Annotated in this window: 21 protein-coding genes; 16 read left to right on the forward strand and 5 right to left on the reverse strand. The window is 65.6% G+C overall.

Translation table 11 applies throughout. From position 1 onward, the window contains the following. Positions 1-15 precede the first annotated feature (15 nt). From atpA to C7443_RS08725, 13 genes are all read left to right on the forward strand, one after another. Entirely contained in the window at positions 16-1,557 is a 1,542-nt protein-coding gene (gene atpA / locus C7443_RS08665; protein ID WP_110018200.1) for a F0F1 ATP synthase subunit alpha, read from the forward strand. Positions 1,558-1,569: 12 nt separating this feature from the next. Further along, entirely contained in the window at positions 1,570-2,436 is an 867-nt protein-coding gene (gene atpG, locus C7443_RS08670; RefSeq protein ID WP_110018201.1) for a F0F1 ATP synthase subunit gamma, read from the forward strand. A 34-nt stretch (positions 2,437-2,470) separates the two neighbouring features. Then, a complete protein-coding gene (gene atpD / locus C7443_RS08675; RefSeq protein WP_110018202.1) occupies positions 2,471-3,847 on the forward strand; it encodes a F0F1 ATP synthase subunit beta in 1,377 nt (458 codons plus the stop codon). 70 nt (positions 3,848-3,917) lie between these two features. Beyond that, entirely contained in the window at positions 3,918-4,343 is a 426-nt protein-coding gene (locus C7443_RS08680; protein ID WP_110018203.1) for a F0F1 ATP synthase subunit epsilon, read from the forward strand. 157 nt (positions 4,344-4,500) lie between these two features. Then, the gene (gene glmU / locus C7443_RS08685; protein ID WP_110018204.1) at positions 4,501-5,868 is read left to right on the forward strand and encodes a bifunctional UDP-N-acetylglucosamine diphosphorylase/glucosamine-1-phosphate N-acetyltransferase GlmU; all 1,368 of its coding nucleotides are present in this window, start codon (positions 4,501-4,503) and stop codon (positions 5,866-5,868) included. Between the two features lie 72 nt (positions 5,869-5,940). Continuing rightward, positions 5,941-8,106 (forward strand): DNA helicase II, encoded by a 2,166-nt coding sequence (gene uvrD, locus C7443_RS08690; RefSeq protein ID WP_110018205.1) that lies wholly within the window; start codon positions 5,941-5,943, stop codon positions 8,104-8,106. Positions 8,107-8,117: 11 nt separating this feature from the next. Next, a complete protein-coding gene (locus C7443_RS08695) occupies positions 8,118-8,834 on the forward strand; it encodes a helix-turn-helix domain-containing protein (protein WP_170123551.1) in 717 nt (238 codons plus the stop codon). A 95-nt stretch (positions 8,835-8,929) separates the two neighbouring features. Further along, positions 8,930-9,811 (forward strand): aromatic amino acid exporter YddG, encoded by an 882-nt coding sequence (gene yddG, locus C7443_RS08700; protein WP_110018207.1) that lies wholly within the window; start codon positions 8,930-8,932, stop codon positions 9,809-9,811. 47 nt (positions 9,812-9,858) lie between these two features. Then, positions 9,859-10,374 carry a hypothetical protein gene (locus tag C7443_RS08705; protein ID WP_146213270.1) on the forward strand — a complete coding sequence of 172 codons (516 nt, stop codon included), beginning with the start codon at positions 9,859-9,861 and terminating at the stop codon, positions 10,372-10,374. A gap of 12 nt (positions 10,375-10,386) precedes the next feature. Beyond that, on the forward strand, positions 10,387-11,259 hold the full coding sequence (locus tag C7443_RS08710) for a c-type heme family protein (RefSeq protein WP_110018209.1): 873 nt from the start codon (positions 10,387-10,389) through the stop codon (positions 11,257-11,259). Between the two features lie 19 nt (positions 11,260-11,278). Beyond that, entirely contained in the window at positions 11,279-12,613 is a 1,335-nt protein-coding gene (locus C7443_RS08715; protein ID WP_110018210.1) for a serine/threonine-protein kinase, read from the forward strand. Between the two features lie 166 nt (positions 12,614-12,779). Next, on the forward strand, positions 12,780-14,288 hold the full coding sequence (locus C7443_RS08720; protein WP_110018211.1) for a YifB family Mg chelatase-like AAA ATPase: 1,509 nt from the start codon (positions 12,780-12,782) through the stop codon (positions 14,286-14,288). Between the two features lie 43 nt (positions 14,289-14,331). Next, on the forward strand, positions 14,332-14,751 hold the full coding sequence (locus C7443_RS08725; protein ID WP_110018212.1) for an HIT family protein: 420 nt from the start codon (positions 14,332-14,334) through the stop codon (positions 14,749-14,751). A gap of 86 nt (positions 14,752-14,837) precedes the next feature. Here C7443_RS08725 and ubiK read toward each other — a convergent pair whose 3' ends face one another. Then, entirely contained in the window at positions 14,838-15,128 is a 291-nt protein-coding gene (ubiK, locus tag C7443_RS08730; protein WP_110018213.1) for a ubiquinone biosynthesis accessory factor UbiK, read from the reverse strand. Positions 15,129-15,436: 308 nt separating this feature from the next. Between ubiK and glnK (C7443_RS08735) the strand changes: the two genes are divergently transcribed. From glnK (C7443_RS08735) to glnK (C7443_RS08745), 3 genes are all read left to right on the forward strand, one after another. Then, positions 15,437-15,775 (forward strand): P-II family nitrogen regulator, encoded by a 339-nt coding sequence (gene glnK, locus C7443_RS08735; RefSeq protein WP_110018214.1) that lies wholly within the window; start codon positions 15,437-15,439, stop codon positions 15,773-15,775. A 33-nt stretch (positions 15,776-15,808) separates the two neighbouring features. Beyond that, positions 15,809-17,146, forward strand: a complete 1,338-nt coding sequence (locus tag C7443_RS08740; RefSeq protein ID WP_211346185.1) for an ammonium transporter — start codon at positions 15,809-15,811, stop codon at positions 17,144-17,146. 156 nt (positions 17,147-17,302) lie between these two features. After that, positions 17,303-17,641: a P-II family nitrogen regulator gene (gene glnK, locus C7443_RS08745; protein ID WP_110018215.1), complete on the forward strand. Its 339-nt coding sequence runs from the start codon at positions 17,303-17,305 to the stop codon at positions 17,639-17,641. A 110-nt stretch (positions 17,642-17,751) separates the two neighbouring features. Here the strand turns inward: glnK (C7443_RS08745) and C7443_RS08750 are convergent, their stop codons facing one another. From C7443_RS08750 to C7443_RS08765, 4 genes are all read right to left on the reverse strand, one after another. After that, a complete protein-coding gene (locus C7443_RS08750; protein WP_110018359.1) occupies positions 17,752-18,525 on the reverse strand; it encodes an ABC transporter permease in 774 nt (257 codons plus the stop codon). Between the two features lie 47 nt (positions 18,526-18,572). Continuing rightward, positions 18,573-19,490, reverse strand: a complete 918-nt coding sequence (locus C7443_RS08755) for an ABC transporter ATP-binding protein (RefSeq protein ID WP_110018216.1) — start codon at positions 19,488-19,490, stop codon at positions 18,573-18,575. Positions 19,491-19,692: 202 nt separating this feature from the next. Next, entirely contained in the window at positions 19,693-20,058 is a 366-nt protein-coding gene (locus tag C7443_RS08760; protein ID WP_110018217.1) for a DUF1850 domain-containing protein, read from the reverse strand. Between the two features lie 3 nt (positions 20,059-20,061). Beyond that, positions 20,062-22,086 carry a TRAP transporter permease gene (locus tag C7443_RS08765; RefSeq protein WP_110018218.1) on the reverse strand — a complete coding sequence of 675 codons (2,025 nt, stop codon included), beginning with the start codon at positions 22,084-22,086 and terminating at the stop codon, positions 20,062-20,064. Positions 22,087-22,099: the final 13 nt, after the last annotated feature.

A 22,099-nucleotide genomic window follows, 5' to 3' on the forward strand; every position in this document is an offset into this window, starting at 1 on the left:
GGGAATTGAACGCTTATGCAACTGAATCCAACCGAAATCAGCGATCTCATTCGCCAGCGCATCGAGAAATTCGAGGCGGTGGCCGAGGCGCGCACGGAAGGCACGATCGTCAGCCTGATGGACGGCATCGTCCGCATTCACGGTCTCGAGAACGTGATGCAGGGCGAAATGATCGAGTTTCCTGGCAGCGTCTATGGGCTCGCGTTGAACCTGGAGCGTGACTCCGTCGGTGCGGTGGTTCTTGGCTCGGCTGACAACCTGACGGAAGGTGACAAGTGCTTCTGCACCGGTCGCATCCTTGAGGTGCCGGTCGGTCCGGAGCTGCTCGGCCGTGTGGTCAACGCCCTCGGCATGCCGATCGATGGCAAGGGCCCGATCACTTCTTCGCTGAGCTCGCCGATCGAGAAGGTCGCGCCGGGCGTCATCGAGCGTCAGTCGGTCAGCCAGCCGGTGCAGACCGGTCTGAAGGCCATCGACGCGATGGTGCCGGTCGGCCGCGGTCAGCGCGAGCTGATCATCGGTGACCGCCAGACTGGTAAGACCGCTGTCGCCATCGACGCGATCATCAACCAGAAGGGCACCGGCGTTAAGTGCATCTACGTCGCGATCGGCCAGAAGAATTCGTCGATCTCGACCGTGGTGCGCAAGCTCGAAGAGCACGGTGCGATGGCTCATACGATCGTCGTCGCTGCCGGTGCCTCCGATCCCGCCGCGATGCAGTACATCGCTGCGTACTCCGGTTGCGCCATGGGCGAGTACTTCCGTGACCGCGGTGAAGATGCCCTGATCGTTTATGACGATCTGTCCAAGCAGGCCGTGGCTTATCGCCAGGTTTCGCTGCTGCTGCGCCGTCCGCCGGGTCGTGAAGCGTTTCCGGGCGATGTGTTCTACCTCCACTCCCGTCTGCTTGAGCGCGCCGCGCGCATCAATGCCGACGAGGTCGAGCGTCTGACCAACGGTGAAGTCAAGGGCAAGACCGGTTCGCTGACGGCGCTGCCGATCATCGAGACGCAGGCCGGCGACGTTTCCGCGTTCGTGCCGACCAACGTCATCTCGATCACCGACGGCCAGATCTTCCTCGAAACCGATCTGTTCAACGCAGGTATCCGCCCGGCCATCAACGCCGGTCTGTCGGTGTCCCGCGTCGGCGGTGCGGCCCAGACCAAGATCATCAAGAAGCTCGGTGGCGGTGTGCGTCTGGCTCTGGCCCAGTACCGCGAGCTGGCGGCCTTCGCGCAGTTCGCCTCCGATCTGGACGATGCCACCCGCAAGCAGCTGGAGCGCGGTCAGCGCGTGACCGAGCTGATGAAGCAGAAGCAGTACTCCCCGCTCTCGATTGCCGAGATGGGCGTGTCGCTGTTCGCTGCCGACAAGGGCTATCTGGACGATGTTCCGCTGAACAAGATCGGCGACTTCGAGGCGGCTTTGCTGGCCTTCATGAATGCCCAGCACGGTGCGCTGATGCAGCAGATCAACGAGTCGGGTGACTACAGCGGCGAAATCGAGTCTGCCTTCGCGAAGGCGGTCGAAGATTTCAAAGCCAACCACGTCTGGTAAGCGGGTGTCAGCATGGCCGGTGGAAAAGAGATTCGAACGCAGATCAAGAGTATCAAGAATACTCAGAAGATTACTCGGGCCATGCAGATGGTCGCGGCGAGCAAGATGCGCAAGTCGCAGCAGCGGATGCTGTCTGCACGGCCGTATGCGGAGAAGATTCGCACCGTAATCTCTCATCTGGCTCATGCGCACACCGAGTATCGCCCGCCGGCGCTGATGGATCGGCCGGTCGTCAAGAAGGTCGGTTACATCGTCATCTCCACGGACCGTGGGCTTTGCGGTGGCCTGAACAGCAATCTGTTCAAGGCCGCCGTGCAGTCGATGCGTGAGTGGCAGGCGCAGGGTGTGGAGAGCGAGCTGTGCACGGTCGGCACCAAGGCGACCGTGTTCTTCCGGCGGCTCGGCTTGAAGATCTTGGGTTCGAGCGTTCAGCTCGGCGACAACCCGCGCGTCGAAGATCTGGTGGGTTCGGTCAAGGTGATGTTCGACCGTTTCAGTGAGGGCGAAATCGATCGCGTGTACTTGGTGCACAACGTCTTCGTCAACACGATGACGCAAGAGCCGCGCATCGAAGTGCTCGCGCCAGTGACTGCACGCGTCGAGAAGGTCAACGCGCCGCATCGCTGGGACTATCTGTACGAGCCTGATGCTCCTGCCCTGCTGGATTCGCTGCTGGTGCGCTACGTCGAGTCGCTGGTCTACCAGGGCCTGGTCGAGAACGTGGCCTGCGAGATGGCGGCACGCATGATTGCGATGAAGTCTGCGACCGACAATGCCGGCGAGCTGATCAATGAAATGCAGCTCGTCTACAACAAGGCGCGTCAGGCGGCGATTACACAGGAGCTTACCGAGATCGTGGCGGGCGCCGCGGCGGTCTGAGTCACTGATTTCGAGAGTTTAAGGGGAACCCTCAATGAGTTCTGGAAAGGTCGTACAAATCATCGGCGCTGTCGTGGACGTCGAGTTTCCGCGCGGCGCCGTGCCGAAGATCTACGACGCCCTCACCGTCGAAGGCGCTGATCTGACGCTCGAAGTTCAGCAGCAGCTGGGTGACGGCGTGGTGCGTGCCATCGCGCTCGGTTCTTCCGACGGTCTGCGCCGCGGACTGGTGGTCGACAACACCGGCGCACCGATTTCGGTGCCGGTGGGCAAGGCCACGCTGGGTCGCATCATGAACGTGCTCGGCACGCCGGTGGACCATCAGGGTCCGGTCGGGGCCGAAGCTGCCTGGCCGATTCACCGCAAAGCGCCGGCCTACGAGGATCTGTCCGGCTCGACCGAGCTGCTCGAAACCGGCATCAAGGTTATCGATCTGCTCTGCCCGTTCGCGAAGGGCGGTAAGGTCGGCCTGTTCGGTGGCGCCGGCGTCGGCAAGACCGTGAACATGATGGAGCTGATCCGCAACATCGCGATCGAGCACTCCGGTTACTCCGTGTTCGCGGGCGTGGGCGAGCGTACCCGTGAGGGCAACGACTTCTACCATGAAATGAAGGACTCGAACGTGCTCGACAAGGTCGCGCTCGTTTACGGTCAGATGAACGAGCCGCCGGGCAACCGTCTGCGCGTTGCGCTGACCGGCCTGACGATGGCCGAGTTCTTCCGTGATGAAGGCCGCGACGTGCTGCTGTTCATCGACAACATCTACCGCTACACGCTGGCCGGTACCGAGGTCTCGGCGCTGCTCGGCCGTATGCCTTCCGCGGTGGGTTACCAGCCGACGCTGGCCGAGGAAATGGGCGTTCTGCAGGAGCGCATCACCTCGACCAAGACCGGTTCGATCACCTCGATCCAGGCCGTGTACGTGCCTGCGGACGACTTGACCGACCCGTCTCCGGCGACCACCTTCGCGCACCTTGACGCGACCGTCGTGCTCTCCCGCCAGATCGCCGAGCTCGGCATCTATCCGGCGGTGGACCCGCTCGACTCGACCTCGCGTCAGCTCGATCCGCTGGTCATCGGTGAGGATCACTACAGCACGGCGCGCGCCGTGCAGGGTGTGCTGCAGCGCTACAAGGAGCTGAAGGACATCATCGCGATCCTCGGTATGGACGAGCTGTCTGAGGAAGACAAGCTGGTCGTGGCCCGTGCCCGCAAGATCCAGCGCTTCCTGTCGCAGCCGTTCTTCGTCGCGGAAGTGTTCACCGGCTCGCCGGGCAAGTACGTGTCGCTGAAGGACACGATCGGCGGCTTCAAGGCCATCATCGCCGGTGAGTATGACCACCTGCCGGAGCAGGCCTTCTACATGGTCGGTTCCATCGACGAGGCCGTCGAGAAGGCCGCCAAGCTGTAATGGCGCCTGGGTCCCGGCCCTCGCTGAGGGTCGGGGCCAGCTCAACGCTCTCTGGAGAGGTAACGACGTCATGGCGATGACGCTGCATGTAGACATCGTGAGTGCCGAGAAGCAGATCTTCTCCGGTACTGCGGAAATGGTGATTGCGACGGCTGAGGAAGGTGAGCTGGGTATTCTGCCGCGCCACAACCAGATGCTCGCTCGTCTGAAGCCCGGCCAGGTCCGCGTCAAGCTGCAGTATGGCGAAGAGCAGGTGTTCTACGTCTCCGGTGGCATGCTGGAAGTCCAGCCGCATGTGGTGACGGTGCTTGCCGACACCGCGGAACGTGCCGCCGATCTGGATGAGGCAATGGCGCTCGAAAGCAAGCGCCGCGCCGAAGAAGCTCTGGCCAGCCGCACTGACGAAATCAGCCTTGCCCGTGCCCAGGCGGAGCTGCTCGAAGCGATCGCACAGCTGCAGGCGATCGAGAAGCTGCGCAAGGTTCGCAAGGTTTGACATTCGGGCCGCGGATTTCCGCGGCCTTGTTGTTTCCGGCGTTGACCGGCCATGCTATTTCTCTCGACCCCGCTATCCCCAGTCGTTGCCGATGTGCAACCGCTGGGGATAGCGGGGTCGATACGTTTGGGCGAGATCAAGCAAGGGTGCTGAAGCGATGAGTTTGTCCGTAGTGATCCTCGCGGCCGGGAAGGGCAAGCGGATGGTTTCCGATCTGCCGAAGGTGATGCACCCGGTCGGAGGGCAGCCGATGCTTGCGCACGTCATCGCTTGCGCCCGCAGGCTGAGTGCCGAGCGCATCGTCGTCGTCCATGGTCATGGCAGCGAGTGTGTGCTTGCCCGCTTTGGTGCTGAGCCGGGTTTGTACTGGGCCGAGCAGGCCGAGCAGCTCGGTACCGGGCACGCGGTGGCGCAGGCGCTGCCCCAGCTGCCGGCGCAAGGGCCGGTACTGGTGCTGTACGGTGACGTGCCGCTGGTGCAGGCGGATTCGCTGCGTCCCCTGCTGGCAACGGCCGCGGTGGGCGGCCTGGGTCTGCTGACCGTGCAGCTGGCCGACCCGACCGGTTACGGCCGCATCGTGCGCGATGAGCAGGGGCGGGTGTTGCGCATCGTCGAGGAAAAGGACGCGGACGCCACGATCCGTGCCATTCGTGAAGGCAATACCGGCATCCTGGCGGTCGATGCGGCCTACCTGCACGCCTGGCTCGACCGCCTGAGCAATGACAATGCCCAGGGCGAGTACTACCTGACCGATATCATCGAGATGGCAGTTGCGGCCGGTCTGGCGGTGGAGCCTTGCAGCGTGGCGAGCGCTGAGGAGGTCCAGGGCGTCAACAATCGCGTGCAGCTTGCGGAGCTGGAGCGTTTCCATCAGCGCCGGCAGGCCGAGGCCCTGATGCTGGCCGGTGCCACCCTGCTCGACCCGGCGCGTGTCGACGTGCGCGGCAGCGTGCAGACTGGCCGTGATGTCAGCATCGACGTCAACGTGATTTTCGAAGGCACCGTTGTGCTCGGTGACCGTGTGCGCATCGGCGCCCACTGCGTGCTGCGTGACGTCGTCATCGCTGACGATGTCGACATCCTGCCTTTTTCGCATCTCGATCAGGCGACGGTCGGCGCGGGGGCACATATCGGCCCGTATGCCCGCCTGCGCCCGGGGGCGGAGCTGGCCGCCGACACGCATGTCGGCAATTTCGTCGAGATCAAGAAGGCCAGCATCGGTCTCGGCTCCAAGGTCAACCACCTCAGTTACATCGGTGACGCCGACATCGGCGCCGGCGTCAACGTCGGGGCCGGCACGATCACCTGCAATTACGACGGTGTGAACAAGCATCGCACGGTCATCGGTGATGGCGCCTTTATCGGTTCGAACACCGCTCTGGTCGCGCCGGTCACGGTCGGCCGGGGGGCAACGACCGGCGCCGGTTCGGCGATCGGCAAGGACGTGCCGGACGACACGCTGGCCCTGACCCGCGCCCCGCAGAAAGCCATCCCCGGCTGGCAGCGACCGAAGAAGCGTTCCTGAACGCTTACGGCGGCACCGGCGTGACGCGCGGCTGCCACCGCCGTTGCCCTGGCGCGCCGGTACAATCGGCGGATGGACGTTTCCCCGATTCTTGATGATCTTAATGAAGCCCAGCGTGCGGCGGTGACGGCGCCGCTCGGGCCGTTACGCGTACTGGCCGGTGCCGGCTCCGGCAAGACCCGCGTGCTGACGCGGCGCATTGCCTGGCTGATGGCGATGGAAGGGGCAAGCCCGTGGAGCATCCTCGCGGTGACCTTCACCAACAAGGCTGCTGCGGAGATGCGTGCACGCGTCGAGCAGATGCTCGAATTCGGCGCGTCAGGGCTGTGGATCGGTACCTTCCACGGCATCGCCCACCGCCTGCTGCGCCAGCATTGGCAGGAAGCCGGGCTGCCGCAGTCCTTCCAGATTCTCGATGCGGAAGACCAGCTGCGGCTGATCCGCCGCCTGTTGCGCACCCTCGAACTCGACGAGAAGAAATGGCCGCCGCGGCAGTCGGCATGGTTTATCAACGCGCAGAAAGACGAGGGGCGCCGACCGCAGCACCTCGTTGCCGATGCGGCCGACCCGACGCGCAGCCAGTTGATCGCAATCTACGCGGCCTATCAGGAAGCCTGCGAGCGTGCCGGCCTGGTCGATTTTGGCGAGCTGCTGCTGCGCGCACACGAGCTGCTGCGCGATACGCCCGAGCTGTGCCGGCATTACCGCGAGCGTTTCCGCCACGTGCTGGTCGATGAGTTTCAGGACACCAATACGCTGCAGTACGCCTGGCTGCGCCTGCTGACCGGGCAGCAGGGTGATGTCTTCGTCGTCGGTGATGACGACCAGTCGATCTACGGCTGGCGCGGCGCGAAGATCGAGAACATCCAGCGTTTCAGCGAGGATTTCCCCGGTACGCTGACCGTGCGTCTGGAGCAGAACTATCGCTCGACCGGCACGATCCTCAAGGCCGCCAACGCGCTGATCGGCCATAACGCCGGTCGTCTCGGCAAGACGCTGTGGACCGACGGCGGCGATGGCGAGCCGATCGAGGTCTACGCCGCGTACAACGATTATGACGAGGCACGCTTCGTCGTCGAGCGCATCCAGCGCTGGGTCGAGCGGGGCGGCCGGCGCGCCGACAATGCCGTGCTCTACCGCTCCAACGCGCAATCGCGGCTGCTCGAAGAAAGCCTGATGGCGCAGGGCGTGCCGTATCGTGTCTACGGCGGCCTGCGCTTTTTCGAGCGCGCCGAGATCAAGGATGCGCTCGCCTATCTGCGCCTGCTCGGCAATCGCGGCGATGACGCTTCGTTCGAACGCGTCGTCAACCTGCCGACCCGCGGCATCGGCGAGCGCACGCTGGACGCCGTGCGCGCCTGCGCCCGCGAGGAGGGCCGTTCGCTGTGGCTTGCCGCGCAGCAGCTGATCGCCGCCAAGGGCCTGCCGGGCCGCGCGGCGACCGCACTGAAGGGCTTTCTGGCGCTGGTCGAGCGCCTCGCGCAGGAGACTGCGACGTTGCTGCTGGGGGCCCGGGTCGAGGCGGTGATTGCGGGCAGCGGCCTGCGTGAGCATGTGCGCAAGGATCGTGATGGCAAGGCCGAAGATCGCGAGGAGAACCTCGACGAGCTGATCAATGCCGCTCGCGCTTTCGAGACCATTGCCGTCGAAGCTGAGGGCATGACACCGCTCGATGCTTTCCTCGCCCATGCCGCGCTCGAAGCCGGCGAAGGGCAGGGCAGCGAGTGGGAGGACTGTGTGCAGCTGATGAGCCTGCACAGCGCCAAGGGCTTGGAGTTTGCGCAGGTGTTCATCGTCGGCGTCGAGGAGGATCTGTTCCCGCACGCCCTGTCGGCCAATGACCCGGACAAGCTCGAAGAGGAGCGCCGGCTGGCTTATGTCGGCCTCACGCGTGCACGCGAGCATCTGACACTGACCTTTGCCGAGCGGCGCCGGCTGCACGGCAATGAAGTCTATCCGCGCCCGTCGCGTTTCCTGCGCGAGATCCCGGCGGAGCTGACGCGTGACGTGCGGGCGCGGGCGACGGTTTCGAAACCGCTCTACAACCCGGGCAACCTGGCGCAGCTGGCCTCCGATACCGGACTCAAGCTGGGCCAGCGGGTGCGGCATGGCAGCTTCGGCGAAGGTGTCGTCCTTGCCTTCGAAGGGCAGGGAGGGCACGCCCGCGTGCAGGTGAATTTCGATGCGGCCGGCGCCAAATGGCTGGTGGCAGCCTATGCCAAGCTCGAACCACTCTGAGGCCGCGGGCCGTGGACGTGGAGCAGCCGCGCATCGCCCTGCGCTGTTACGGCGCTGAGCACAGGGCGCATGCCCATGACTTCCACCAGCTGGTCCTGCCTTTGCGCGGTGCGCTGGAACTGGAGCTCGGCGCGCAGAGCGCCGCGCTCGCCGCCGGGCGCAGTGCCTGGATCGCGGCCGGTGAGATGCATGGCTTCGCCGCGATCGGTGACAGCCGCTGCCTGGTACTCGATGCCCCGTATGCCGCACTGCAGGACTTCGGGAGCGCCCTGGCGGTGCGCAGCGTTTTTCTGTGCACTGATCCGCTGCTCGGTGGTCTGGCGCACGAATGTGCGCTGGGATTGGCGCAGGGACGCTCGGTCGCCTGGGCCCGCCAGGCGGCGGGCCTGCTGCTGCTGAGTCTGGTCGAGACGGCCCGCCCGGCGCAGCAGTGGCCGAAACGCCTGCAGCGGGCATTGGACTACATCGCCGAGCATTTCCGTGAAGCGCTGCAGGTTGCCGATATCGCGGCGGCGGCCTGCCTGAGTGAAAGCCGTCTGCACGCGCTGTTTCGCCAGGCACTGGGCACCACACCGCTGGCCCGGGTGACGGCGTTGCGTCTGGCCGAGGCACAGCGCCTGCTGGCCGGCGGCCGCTGTTCGCTCACGCAGGCGGCGGCGGCCTGCGGATACGCCGATGCCGACAGCCTGCGCCGGGCTTTGCGCCGCGCGGCTGCCCGCGAGGCATGACGACAGCAGTCGTGGCCGCAGCGGCAGTGCTCCCGGCCGTTCGCGGCTGCCATCGTCGCGCACACTGGCGGCCCTGACGGCAGCGGAGTCATGTCATGTCTTTCCCCGATCACCGCCGCGCCACGCTGGCCGGCTGTCTGGCCATCCTGCTGTGGGCGGCACTGGCGCCGTTGACCGCGAGCGTCAAAGGCATCCCGCCGTTCGAGATGCTGGCACTGACCTTTGCCATCGGCGGCCTGGCCGGCACCGTGTGGCTGGCCAGGCGCAGGGCCGCGGTCTGGGCGATGCTGCGCCAGCCGCCGGCGGTCTGGGCGCTCGGCGTTGGCGGTCTGTTCGGCTACCACTTCTTCTACTTTGTGGCGTTGGCCAGAGCACCGGCTGCTGACGCGAGTCTCATCGCCTATCTCTGGCCTTTGCTGATCGTGCTGTTCTCCGGCCTGCTGCCCGGCGAGCGGTTGCGGCCGCAGCATATCGCCGGCGCCTGCTGCGGGCTGGCCGGCGTCTGGCTGCTGGTCGGGACCGGCGCGTTCGACACTGCCTATCTGCCGGGCTATCTGGCGGCGGGGGCCTGTGCCTTGACCTGGTCCGGCTACTCGGTGCTGAACCGGCGTTTCGGTGCGGTGCCGACCGACATCGTCGCGCTGCAATGTCTCGCCGTCGCGCTGCTCGGCGCGGGCTGCCATCTCATCGCCGAGGTCACGGTGTGGCCGAGCCCGACGCAGTGGGGGGCGATCACCCTGCTCGGTCTGGGGCCGGTCGGACTGGCGTTTTTCGTCTGGGATTACGGCACCAAGCGGGGGGATCTGCAGCTGCTCGGTGTGGCCTCGTACGCTGCCCCGGTGCTGTCGACGCTCTTGCTGCTCGGGCTGGGTCTGACGCCGGCGCGCTGGCAGATTGCCGCTGCGTGCACGCTGATCGTCGGCGGAGCAATGTTGGCCGCACTGCGTTTTCGCAATGACAAGCGTACGAAGCTCTGATCCATCGTGCTTATACTCGCCCTGCAACGCCATCGAGGGGGACGAGCATGAGGGCAACACACGCTAGCGTGATGGTGGGCCTGCTGGCGGGCTGCCTGAGTTTGCCGGCAAGTGCCGGCTGGCGTGCCGAGGTCGGGCGTGATCCGCTGAGCGGTGCGCAGCGCTGTCTGCTGCGGGGTGACGCCGTGCTGATGCCGGATGGCTATACCGACGTGCACATCGAGCCGGTGATCAGCGGTAACGCGCTGGTGCTGGTGACCGACTCGGAAATCGATGCGAGCTTCGGCGATCTCGCACTGACCGTCGACCGTCGCCCGCCGCAACCGCCGCCGCTGGCGCCGTCGCGGATCGAGGGGCATAGCAAAGTCGTGTTCGAACCGATCGGCCCGCTGCTCGATGATTTCCGTGCCGGCGCGCAGCTCAGTGTCGCGCTGCGCTTCTGGCCCGGCTGGCCGGCGACCGGCATCGTCCAGGCGGTATTCAGCCTGCGTGGCTTCACGCGGGCCGCCGAGGATTTCGAGCGTTGCAACTCACAGCCGGTCCCCGCGGCCGGCAGCCGCTGACGGGAGATATGCATGGGGCTGCGAGCGAAGTTCAATCTGGTGCTGACCCTGGCCTTCGCGCTGGGCATTGGTCTTGCGGCCTTCCTATCGCACCGCATCGTCAATGAAAACGCGCGCGAGGAAGTGCTGCAGAACGCGCGCATCATGGTCGAAAGTGCACTGGCCATCCGTGGTTACACGGTCAAGGAGATCCGGCCGCTGCTGACGCTGCAGCTCAAGCGCCAGTTCCTGCCGCAGTCGGTGTCTTCGTACGCCGCGCAGCAGAATTTCCGGGCGCTGCACGAGCGTTTCCCTGAATACACCTACAAGGAAGCGGCGCTCAATCCGACCAATCTCAATGACCGGGCGACCGACTGGGAAGCCGACATCATCAATGAGTTTCGCAACAACGCTGAACGCAGCGAGCTGATCGTCGAGCGCGACACGCCGACCGGACGCGTGCTGACACTGGCGCGGCCGATCCGTATCACCGACGCCGGCTGCCTGGTCTGTCACAGCACGCCGGACGCGGCGCCGGCGACGATGCGGGCACTGTACGGCGACAACAACGGCTTCGGCTGGAAGCTCGATGAAACCATCGGTGCACAGGTGGTTTCAGTGCCGATGGCGGTACCGCTGGCGCGGGCGAACCAGATCTTTCAGGTGTTCATCGGCGGTCTGGTTGCCATCTTCGCCCTGCTGCTGGTGCTGTTGAACATTCTGCTGCACGTGACAGTCATCCGGCGTATCGGGCGCATCGCCAACATGGCCGATCGCGTCAGTCTCGGTGAAGAGGGCGTGCCCGAACTCGATGCCAGCGGTCGCGACGAGATCTCGCGTCTGGCGACCTCGTTCACACGCATGCGCCGCAGCCTGGACGATGCGATGAAGATGCTGGATACCTGAGAGCTCCGGAGTCCGCAGCGTGGCCACCCATCCCGAATCACTTGGCAAATACCGCATCGAGGCTGTGCTCGGTCACGGGGCGATGGGGGTGGTCTACCGCGCGCATGATCCGGTGCTCGATCGCACCGTGGCGCTGAAGACCATCCGCACCGACCTGCTGGGAGAGGACGAGCACTGGCGCGAGCGTTTCCGGCGCGAGGCGCGCGCAGCCGCACGCTGTGTGCACGCCAATATCGTCACGGTGTTCGACTACGGCGAGGACGACGGCACGCCGTATATCGTCATGGAATACGTCGAGGGCCGCGAACTGCGCCAGCATCTCGGTGAAGGGCGGCGTTTCGAGCTGGCGGCGGCGGCGGTCGTGCTGCGCCAGGTGCTCAAGGCGCTGGAGGTGGCGCATGTGCTCGGTATCGTCCACCGCGACATCAAGCCGGCGAACATCATTTTGCTCGCCGACGGCAGTGTGAAGGTGACGGATTTCGGCATCGCCCGCATCAATGGTGGCGCTCTGACCCAGGCCGGGGCGATGGTCGGCACGCCCAACTACATGGCGCCGGAGCAGTTCCGCGGCGGCGCCCTTGATGCGCGCGCCGATCTTTATGCCTGTGGTGTGATCCTGTTCGAGCTGCTGGCGGGGCGAAGGCCGTTTCCGGGACCGACGCCGACCGAGCTGATGCACCAGATCTGCAATGATCCGCCACCGCTGCTGCGCAGTATCGATCCCCAGCTGCCACAGTCCTTCGATCTCCTGCTGCGCCGGGCGCTCGGCCGTGAGCCGGAGACGCGGTTCCAGAGCGCTGCGGAATTTTTGCAGGCGCTGGAGGTGGCGCTGGTGTCACCGGATGATCAGGCCACGACGGTGCTGCCGCAGACGGTCTTCGTCGCGCCGCCGGCGGTGCCGGTCAGCGAGGCCGATCTGCAGGAGGCGGAAGCGAGTCTGGTGTCATACATCGGACCGATGGCAAAGCTCGTCACCCGGCGCACGGCGCAGTCGGCGGGCAACCGTGAAGAATGGCTCGATGCTCTGGCGAGCAAGGTTCCGGATGGCGAGGCACGGCGCCAGTTCCTGCGCCGCCTGCGGCGTGGCACGACAGTGACGGGCAGCGTCTCCAGTCAGGGCGTTTCCTACCATTCGACGACCGGGGTGGCGGCGAGCGGACATGTCATACTCGATGCGGCGACGCTGGAGACGGCGCAGCGGGCGCTGGCCGTGGAGCTGGGGCCGATTGCGCGTGTGCTGGTCAAGCGGGCGGCCGCTGCAGCGCTGTCGGTGGATGCTTTCTGGCACCAGCTCGCCGGACATATCGACGATCCGCTGGCGCGCGCCCGCTTTCTGGCGCAGCGCAGCCTGTGAGTTCCTTCTGGCGGGCGGGTTCCGAGGCGCTGTCACGCTCGCCTGAACGGGGGCGCCAGCCGCGCGGGCACGGAGCATGAGTCGCGGATAGCGCCGTGCTGTCATCAGATCGCAGCGGATGCGATGCTGTTTTTAGGTGTTTGTTGCGACCTGGAGTGTGAAACGGATGTCACTCGCCCTTGCCCATTGTCGAGCCAGTGTCGGTGTCGAGGCACCGGCAGTCACCGTCGAAGTGCATCTGTCGAACGGTCTGCCGGGGTTTTCCATCGTCGGCCTGCCGGAAGCCGCGGTGAAGGAAAGCAAGGACCGCGTACGCGGTGCGCTGCTGACCGGGCATTTCGAGTACCCGCAGCGGCGCATCACCGTGAACATGGCACCGGCGGACCTGCCGAAGGAAGGCGGTCGCTTCGATCTGCCGATCGCCCTGGGCATTCTCGCCGCCAGCGGCCAGATACCGGCGGCGGCACTGGCCGGGGTCGAATGCCTCGGTGAACTTGCACTCGGTGGTGAGCTGCGCGGCGTGCGCGGTGTGCTGCCTGCGGCGCTGGCCGCCCGCGAGGCGGGACGCGCCCTGCTGGTGCCGGTCGGCAATGCCGACGAAGCGGCACTGGTCTCGGGGCTGACGGTGCTGCCCGCCCGCCATCTGCTCGAAGTGTGTGCCCATCTGAGCGGTCGCACGGCGCTTGCGGCGCATGTCTCGGAGCACTCGCCCGGGCGGGGGGAGTGCGTTGGTGGTCCCGATCTCGCGGATGTCTGCGGCCAGGCGCATGCCCGGCGGGCGCTCGAAATTGCCGCGGCGGGCGGACACAATCTGCTGTTCGTCGGGCCGCCCGGTACGGGCAAGACCATGCTCGCGGCGCGTCTGCCGGGCATCCTGCCGCCGATGAGCGAAACCGAAGCGATCGAGGCAGCGGCCATCGCCTCGGTCAGCCTGCAGGGCTTCCGGCTCAGCGACTGGAAGCGCAGACCGTTCCGCGCACCGCATCACACCGCCTCGGGTGTCGCGCTGGTCGGTGGTGGCGGCAATCCGCGGCCCGGCGAGATCTCGCTGGCGCACCACGGTGTGCTGTTTCTCGACGAGCTGCCGGAATTCAGCGCGCGCGTGCTGGAGGTGCTGCGCGAGCCGCTGGAGTCGGGACATATCTCGATTTCGCGCGCGGCACGCCAGGCCGACTACCCGGCGCGCTTTCAGCTGGTGGCGGCGATGAATCCCTGTCCCTGCGGTTATCTCGGTGACGCCGAGCGCGCCTGCAGCTGCACACCCGAGCAGATCAAACGCTACCGAGCCCGTGTTTCCGGGCCGCTGCTGGATCGTATCGACCTGCACCTTGAGGTGCCCCGGCTCGCCCGGGGCGAGCTGCGCCTCAATGCTGCGGCCGAGAGCAGTGCGGCGGTCCGCGCACGCACGATTGCGGCCCGTGAGCGTCAGCTTGCCCGCGCCGGCAAGCCCAACAGCCAGCTCGATCCGGCTGAACTCGGCCGCCACTGCGTGCTCGACAAAGCCGCTCAGGCACTGCTCGATGCGGCGATGGAGCGGCTGGGCCTGTCACCGCGGGCTTACCATCGCGTGCTGCGCGTCGCCCGCACGATTGCCGATCTCGCCGGAGAAGAGGCCATCCGCGTGCCGCAGCTGAGTGAGGCGATCACCTATCGCCGCCTCGACCGCAACAGCTGAGTTAGTCTAAGCCGACTTTTCCGAGCACGAGGCGATACATCAGATGGCGCACGATCCGAACTGCATCTTCTGCAAAATCATCCGCGGGGAGCTGCCGGCCGTGAAAATCTTCGAGGATGCCGCCACGCTGGCATTCCTCGATATTTTTCCGAATACGCGCGGCCACTCGCTGGTGATCCCGAAAGACCACCACGAAAACCTGCTGGCGATGCCGGACGAGTCGCTGCTCGCGGTGCAGCGCACCACGCGGCGTCTGGCCGGGGTGGTGACGGAGATCGTCGGTGGTGAAGGCTTTCAGATTCGCCAGTTCAACGGCACGGCTGCCGGCCAGACGGTATTCCACTACCACGTGCACATCGTGCCGATGCGGGCGGGCGAGCGCATCGGCATGCACGGCGGCGCTGCCGCCGATACTGCCGAACTCGAAGCGCTGGCGGTGCAGATCAGGGCCGCATTGATCTGAACTGGTGCAGCGCGGCTGCTCCGCCCGTGTGCCAACCGTGCGCACTGCAACGGTGCGCGCGGCCAGGCAATGCCGCGTGTTCCGGTTCAGTCAGGCTGGGTCGGGGTGTCGCTCTGAGCTGCGGGTGCCGCGCCCAGCACGCGACTTTCGAGTTCGGCGACGCGTGCCTCCAGGGCTTCCAGCCGGCTGCGCGTGCGGGCCAGAACCTGGGCCTGCACGTCGAATTCCTCCCGTGTGACCAGTTCCATACGTGCGAACGCGCCCTGCATCGCAGCACGGAAATTCTTCTCCAGATCCTGCTGCAGGACGCGAAGACCCGGGGGAACGGCTTCGGCAACCTTGCGGGCGAGGTCATCCAGGGCTTTGGGATCGATCACGGTGACAACTCCTGAGTGAATAGCGATGCGCTGCAGTGTAACCAATGCGCGAAAGCGGGGAAGACAAGCGCTTTGCACCGCGCTGGGGCTTTGTGACGAGCGTTGAGTCTGTTTTGGTGCGTCTTTGCGCGCGGCTTTGGTGCGTCCGCTTGGCAAATGGCTGATAAAAAAAGTGTAAGACCAGATGGCACGTGCTGTGCTTTATGTCGCAGAGCAGCATTCCGCCGGCCGCCGCGCCACCGCGAGGTCGCTGCCCATCGGCCATGTACCTACCGTACGAAACGAACCGCGGTATCAGGAGCACACCCATGAAACTGGTCACAGCCATCATCAAGCCTTTCAAGCTCGACGACGTGCGCGAGGCGCTTTCCGAGATTGGCGTGCAAGGCATCACCGTCACTGAGGTCAAGGGCTTCGGGCGCCAGAAGGGGCACACCGAACTGTATCGCGGCGCGGAGTACGTCGTCGATTTCCTGCCCAAGGTGAAGTTGGAGATTGCCATCGATGACTCGCTCGTCGAGCGCGTCGTGGAGGCCGTCTCGAAGGCTGCCAACACCGGCAAGATCGGTGACGGCAAGATTTTCGTTTACGACCTCGAACAGGCCATTCGTATCCGCACGGGGGAAGCCGGTTCGGCTGCCCTCTGATCCATCGAAATCGTTCTCCAGGAGTCCCCTGTCATGACGAAGAAGAATCTGACCCTGGGCCTAGGTGCCCTGCTCGGTCTGCTGGCCTTGCCGGCGGTAGGCCTGGCCCAGGAGGCGGCCAAGCCGACGCTTGACGCCGGCAACACCGCCTGGATGCTGACGTCGACGGCCCTCGTGCTGTTCATGACCATCCCCGGTCTGGCGCTGTTCTACGGCGGCATGGTGCGTGCGAAGAACGTGCTGTCCGTGCTGATGCAGTGCTTTGCGATCACCGCGCTGGTGTCGGTGCTGTGGGTGCTGTACGGCTATTCGATGGCCTTCGACACCACGGGTATGGAGAAGGGTGTCACCAACCTGAACTCCTTCATCGGCGGTCTGGGCAAGGCCTTCATGGCGGGCGTCACCCGTGACAGCCTGACCGGGACGATTCCGGAGTCGGTCTTCGCCACCTTCCAGATGACCTTCGCGATCATCACCCCGGCGCTGATCGTCGGTGCCTTCGCCGAGCGCATGAAGTTCTCGGCGATGCTGCTGTTCATGGCCTTGTGGTTCACCTTCAGCTACCTGCCGGTCGCCCACATGGTCTGGGGCGGTGACGGCGCGCTGATGTGGGATATGGGTGTCCTCGACTTCGCCGGCGGCACCGTCGTCCACATCAATGCCGGTATTGCCGGTCTGGTCTGCTGCCTGGTGCTGGGCCGTCGCAAGGGCTATCCGGTCACCGCGATGCCGCCGCACAACCTGGGCTACACGCTGGTCGGCGCCTCGATGCTGTGGGTGGGCTGGTTCGGTTTCAACGCCGGCTCCGCGGTTGCGGCCGATGATTCCGCCGGCATGGCGATGCTGACCACGCAGGTGGCGACCGCTTCCGCAGCGCTGGCCTGGATGTTCGCCGAGTGGCTGTCGCACGGTAAGCCGTCGGTGCTCGGTATCGCTTCCGGTGCGGTGGCGGGTCTGGTCGCGGTGACGCCGGCCTCCGGCACCATCGGCCCGATGGGCGCGGTGCTGCTGGGCCTGATCTCCGGCGTCATCTGCTTCCTGTGCGCGACCAAGCTCAAGCGTGCGATGGGTTATGACGACTCGCTCGACGTGTTCGGCGTGCATGCCGTCGGCGGTATCGTCGGTGCCATCCTCACCGGCCTGTTTGTCGATGCGTCCTTCGGCGGCAAGGGTCTGGCCGAAGGCACCAGCATCGTCGACCAGCTGATCATCCAGACCGAGGGTGCGCTGTTCACCATCGTCTACTCGGCGATCGTGACCTTCATCCTGCTCAAGGTTGTCGACGCGATCATCGGCCTGCGTGTCAGCGAAGAAGAAGAGACCCAGGGTCTCGATATCTCCCTGCACGAAGAGCGCGGCTACATCCTGTAATTACGCGCCGGTAGTACGAGGCGGCGGTGGCTTGGCCACCGCCGCCTTTCTTTTCTTATTTTCCGAGGGGATCGGCGTACTGACGCGAATCCGTCCGGAATTGGTTTATAGTCCGGCGACTTTCCATAACACGCCCATTTTTACGGGGGACGCACCATGAAGCTCGTTTCCGCGATCATCAAGCCGTTTAAGCTGGACGATGTGCGCGAGGCGCTGTCCGAAATCGGCATCCAGGGCATCACCGTGACCGAGGTGAAAGGCTTCGGGCGGCAGAAAGGTCACACGGAACTGTACCGGGGCGCCGAATACGTCGTCGATTTCCTGCCGAAGGTGAAGATCGAGATCGCCTGTGCCGATGACAACGCTGAGCGCGTCATCGAGGCGATTTCCAAGGCTGCCAATACCGGCAAGATCGGCGACGGCAAGATCTTCATCTTCCCGCTCGAACAGGCCATTCGCATCCGCACGGGTGAAACGGGCAGCGAGGCGCTCTGAGCGCCGGGGTAGCCCACGGCTTTACCCCCCGATCATGATCGTTAAGGGCGCCGGAAGGCGCCCTCTTTTTTGTCTGATCGGATAGAGATGGGGGTGCGCTGGCGCCGGGTTCAGCTGCGGGTACCCGTGCCGCGGCGCAGCAGGTACAGCGACACCGACCCCAGCAGTGCGATGAAGCCCAGCGTGATGCCGAAGGCCGTGAGCATGCCGATATCGGCAACGCCGAGAATGCCGAAACGAAAAGCGTTGACCATGTACAGGATCGGGTTGGCCAGCGAAGCGGCGCGCCAGACGTCCGGCAGCAGATTGATCGAGTAGAAAATGCCGCCCAGATAGGTCAGCGGTGTCAGCACGAAGGTCGGCACGATGGAGATGTCATCGAAGCTGTTGGCATAGATGCCGTTGATCAGGCCAGCCAGCGAGAACAGCACCGAGGTCAGCAGCACGACGCCGATGGTCACGCCCCAGTGAGTGACGTGCAGATCGGTGAAGAACAGCGCGATGGCGGTGACGACGACGCCCACGGCCACCCCGCGCGCCACCCCGCCGCCGACGAAACCGGCGAGGATCAGCCAGTTCGGCACCGGCGCGACGAGCAGTTCCTCGATGTTGTGCTGGAACTTCGAGCCATAGAAGCTCGATACGACGTTGGCGTAGCTGTTGGTGATGATCGCCAGCATGATCAGGCCGGGGGCGATGTACTGCGTGTAGTCGTAGCCGTCCATCACCGGCATCTGGCTGCCGAGCAGCTTGCCGAAGATCAGGAAGTACAATGCGGTGGTGATCGCCGGCGGCAGGATCGTCTGGATCCAGATGCGCGAAAAACGCAGCACCTCGCGGATCAGGATCGTCTTGAACGCGATCCAGTGGGCTCGGGTATGCATCATCGGGGAGAGCGTTCCGGCAGGCGTGGAGATGGCGGGGGTGTCCATTACGACTGGTGCTCGACCAGGCGGATGAACAGCTCCTCCAGGCGGTTGGCTTTATTGCGCAGGCTGAGCACTTCGATGCCGTGCGCGCTGAGACCGGCAAACAGGGCGTTGAGGCCGAGATCCTTGCTGACCTCGGCGCTCAACGTGGTGTCGTCGAGCCGCGTCAGCACGTAACCCGGGATCAGTGGCGGCATCGCCAGCGGCGCGGCCAGATTGAGCACGAAGGTCTCGGTATGCAGGCGACTGAGCAGCGACTTCATGTCGGTGTTCTCGACCAGCTGGCCACGGTCGATGATCGCGATGTTGCGGCAGAGGCTCTCGGCTTCTTCGAGGTAATGCGTGGTCAGGATGATCGTCGTGCCGGCGGCGTTGAGTTCGCTCAGGAAGGTCCACATCGAACGGCGCAGTTCGATGTCGACGCCGGCCGTCGGTTCATCGAGGATCAGCAGTCGCGGCTCGTGGATCAGCGCGCGGGCGATCATCAGCCGGCGCTTCATACCGCCCGACAGATCCCGTGCCTGCTCGTGGCGCTTGTCCCACAGGCCGAGCTGCTGCAGCACGGCTTCGGCCCGCTCGCGCGCCTCGGCAGCGGCGATGCCATAGAAACCGCCCTGATTGACGACGATCTCCATCACCGGTTCGAACTGATTGAAGTTGAACTCCTGCGGCACCAGGCCGAGCATCCGCTTGGCGGCGTAGGCCTGGCGTTCGAGGTCGTGGCCGAAGATCTCCACCGTGCCCGAGGTCTTGTTGACCAGCGAGCTGATGATGCCGATGGTCGTCGATTTGCCGGCACCGTTCGGGCCGAGCAGCGCGAAGAAATCGCCGGCCTCGACATCGAGATCGATGCCGCGCAGGGCGGTGACGCCATTGGCGTAGGTCTTGACCAGATTTCTGATGCGAAGGGCTTGGACCATGTCGCGGGTACGTGGAGTCGGCGGGGTCGCAACTATTGCAGCGCCTCCATGGAGCGGCAAGGGCTGCGCCGATTGGCTGCGGAAGGCTGGTGCATAGCGTATAGCCCGGATTTACGGCAGGCGCCGTGCGCAACTCACGCGCGGAGCACCCAGGCCGGTGAGCTGGCGTGCACATGGTGGTGTGATCATTGGCGGCGGCGGCTCATCGCGCCGCGCAGGGCGCCAGACGCACGCTGTGCGCCGTGGCCGGCGGCGCTCCCAGCCAGTGCGCGAACGGCTGGCAGTGGCCGTCGTAGCACAGGGTGTAGTCGCCGGCGTAACGGGAGCGGCTCAGTTGCAGTGCCGGCTGGGGTGGCAACGCCGGTCGGTAGTGCCAGACGCCGCCGCGCCACTGCGCATCCGCCGGCGGCTCCATGCCGGCGCCTGAGCCGGCGATGCGTGCCTCGACGAGCTGCAGCAGGCCGCCCTCGATGCGCCAGTCCTCCTCCCAGCGGATTTTTTCCACCGAATGGGTCCACGCCAGCGTGAACAGTGTCACCGCCAGCGGCACCGGACCGAGGCAGAGCATGGCTCAGTGGGCCGGGTGGAGGCGGCGGCGGCCGAGATGCCAGGCGAAGAAGGCCGCCGCCAGCGCAAACCCCAGTTCATCGGTCAGCGGCAGAGCCGCGACCAGCGTACCGGCCGCGCTGGCTGCCAGCAGGCGCTGCGCCCAGTTCAGCGGCGCCAGGCAGTAGCCGATCGAAGCCGCTCCCCACAGCAGGATCGCCAGCAGGGCCTTGCCCACGGCGTAGATCACCACCAGCGGTCCGGGATCGCCCTGCAGCATCAGCGCCGGCTCATAGACGGCCATGTAAGGGACGACGAAGCCGGCGATCGCGATGCGCAGGCAATTCATGCCGATCTTCAGCCCCGAGGCATGCGCGATCGGCGCCGCGGCAAAGGCGGCGAGCGCCACTGGCGGCGTCAGGTCGGCCATGATGCCGAAATAGAACACGAACATGTGCGAGACGATCAGCGGCACGCCGAGGTGCAGCAGGGCCGGCGCCGCCAGCGCCGAAGTGATGATGTAGTTCGGAATCGTCGGAATGCCCATGCCGAGCAGCAGGCAGGCCAGCATCGTCAGCATCAGCGACAGCAGCAGGCTGTTCGCCCCCAGATCGATGACCAGGCTGGCGAATTGCGAGGCCACGCCGGTCAGCGTGGTCACGGCCATGATCGTGCCGACCAGCGCACAGGCGACGCCGACCGGCACGGCGTGGCGGGCACCGTCGGCCAGGCTATCGCGGGCCAGGCACAGCGTGGCGCGGCCGCCGCGCAGGCAGCAGAGGATCGCGACCAGCAGGGCGATCAGGCCCAGCAGCACATTGATGCCAAAGCGCAGGAACGCCGAGGCGGCCAGGCCCAGCGCGATCCAGAACAGCACGCGCGGCAACATGCCCAGGCGCGTGGCCAGCGGTGAGCCGAGGATCAGCAATGCGGTCAGCGCCAGGCCGACGCTGCCGGCGAACAGCGGCGTGTAACCGGCGAACAGCAGCCAGACCAGCACCGCCAGCGGCAGGATCAGGTACCAGCGGGCCCGCAGGGCCGCCAGCGCATCCGGGCACTGTGCCTTGGGCAGCCCGTGCAGGCCGGCGCGACCAGCCTCCAGATGCACCATCCAGAAGGTCGTGAAGAAGTACAGCAGGGCCGGGATTACCGCCGCCGTGCAGATGTCGACGTAAGGCACGCCCAGCGTCTCGGCCATGATGAAGGCCACGGCCCCCATCACCGGCGGCATGATCTGGCCGCCCATGCTCGCGGTGGCTTCGACGGCGCCGGCGAATTCGGCGCGGTAGCCGAAGCGCTTCATCAGCGGAATCGTGAACTGCCCGGTGGTGACGACGTTGGCGACCCCCGAGCCGTTGATCGTGCCCATCAGGCCGGATGACACCACCGAAACCTTGGCCGGCCCGCCGCGCAGATGGCCGACGCTGCCCATCGCCACGTCGGTGAACAGCTGCACCATGCCGGCGCGTTCAAGGAAGGCGCCGAAGACGATGAACAGAAAGATGTAGGAAGAGGAGACATAGGTCGGGATGCCGTACAGCCCCTCGGTCCCCAGGTAGAGCTGCTCGACGACCTGCTCGAAGGCATAACCGCGGTGGGCGAGAGGCTCCGGCAGGTACTGGCCGAACAGCGCATAAGCCAGAAACACCGCACAGATCAGCGGCAGTGCCCAGCCCATCAGCCGTCGCGCGGCATCGAATACCAGCAGCGTCACCGCGCAGCCGACGATCAGGTCGGTCAGCGACGGATCGCCAGCCCGCTGGATCAGCTCGGCGAGGAAGATCCAATGGTAGAAGGCCAGCGCAAAAGCCAGGGCACCGAGCCCCCATGGCAGTGCCGCCCGCCGCGGCGAGGCATGGGCGCGGCGGGCGCACAGCGCATACACCAGCAGCAGCAGAAAGCCGACATGCAGCGAGCGCACCACCTGGCTGGGTAATGGCGACCACGCCGCCGTCCACAGCTGAAAGGAGGAAAACGCCACGCAGATGGCGTAGATCAGCCGGTCGCTGCGCGGGGCGGCATCGGCGGGCGGAACGAGCAGATCGGACATGTCGGCAGGACCG

It is taken from the genome of Plasticicumulans acidivorans, from assembly GCF_003182095.1.
In the GTDB taxonomy this organism is placed as follows: Bacteria; Pseudomonadota; Gammaproteobacteria; order Competibacterales; family Competibacteraceae; genus Plasticicumulans; species Plasticicumulans acidivorans.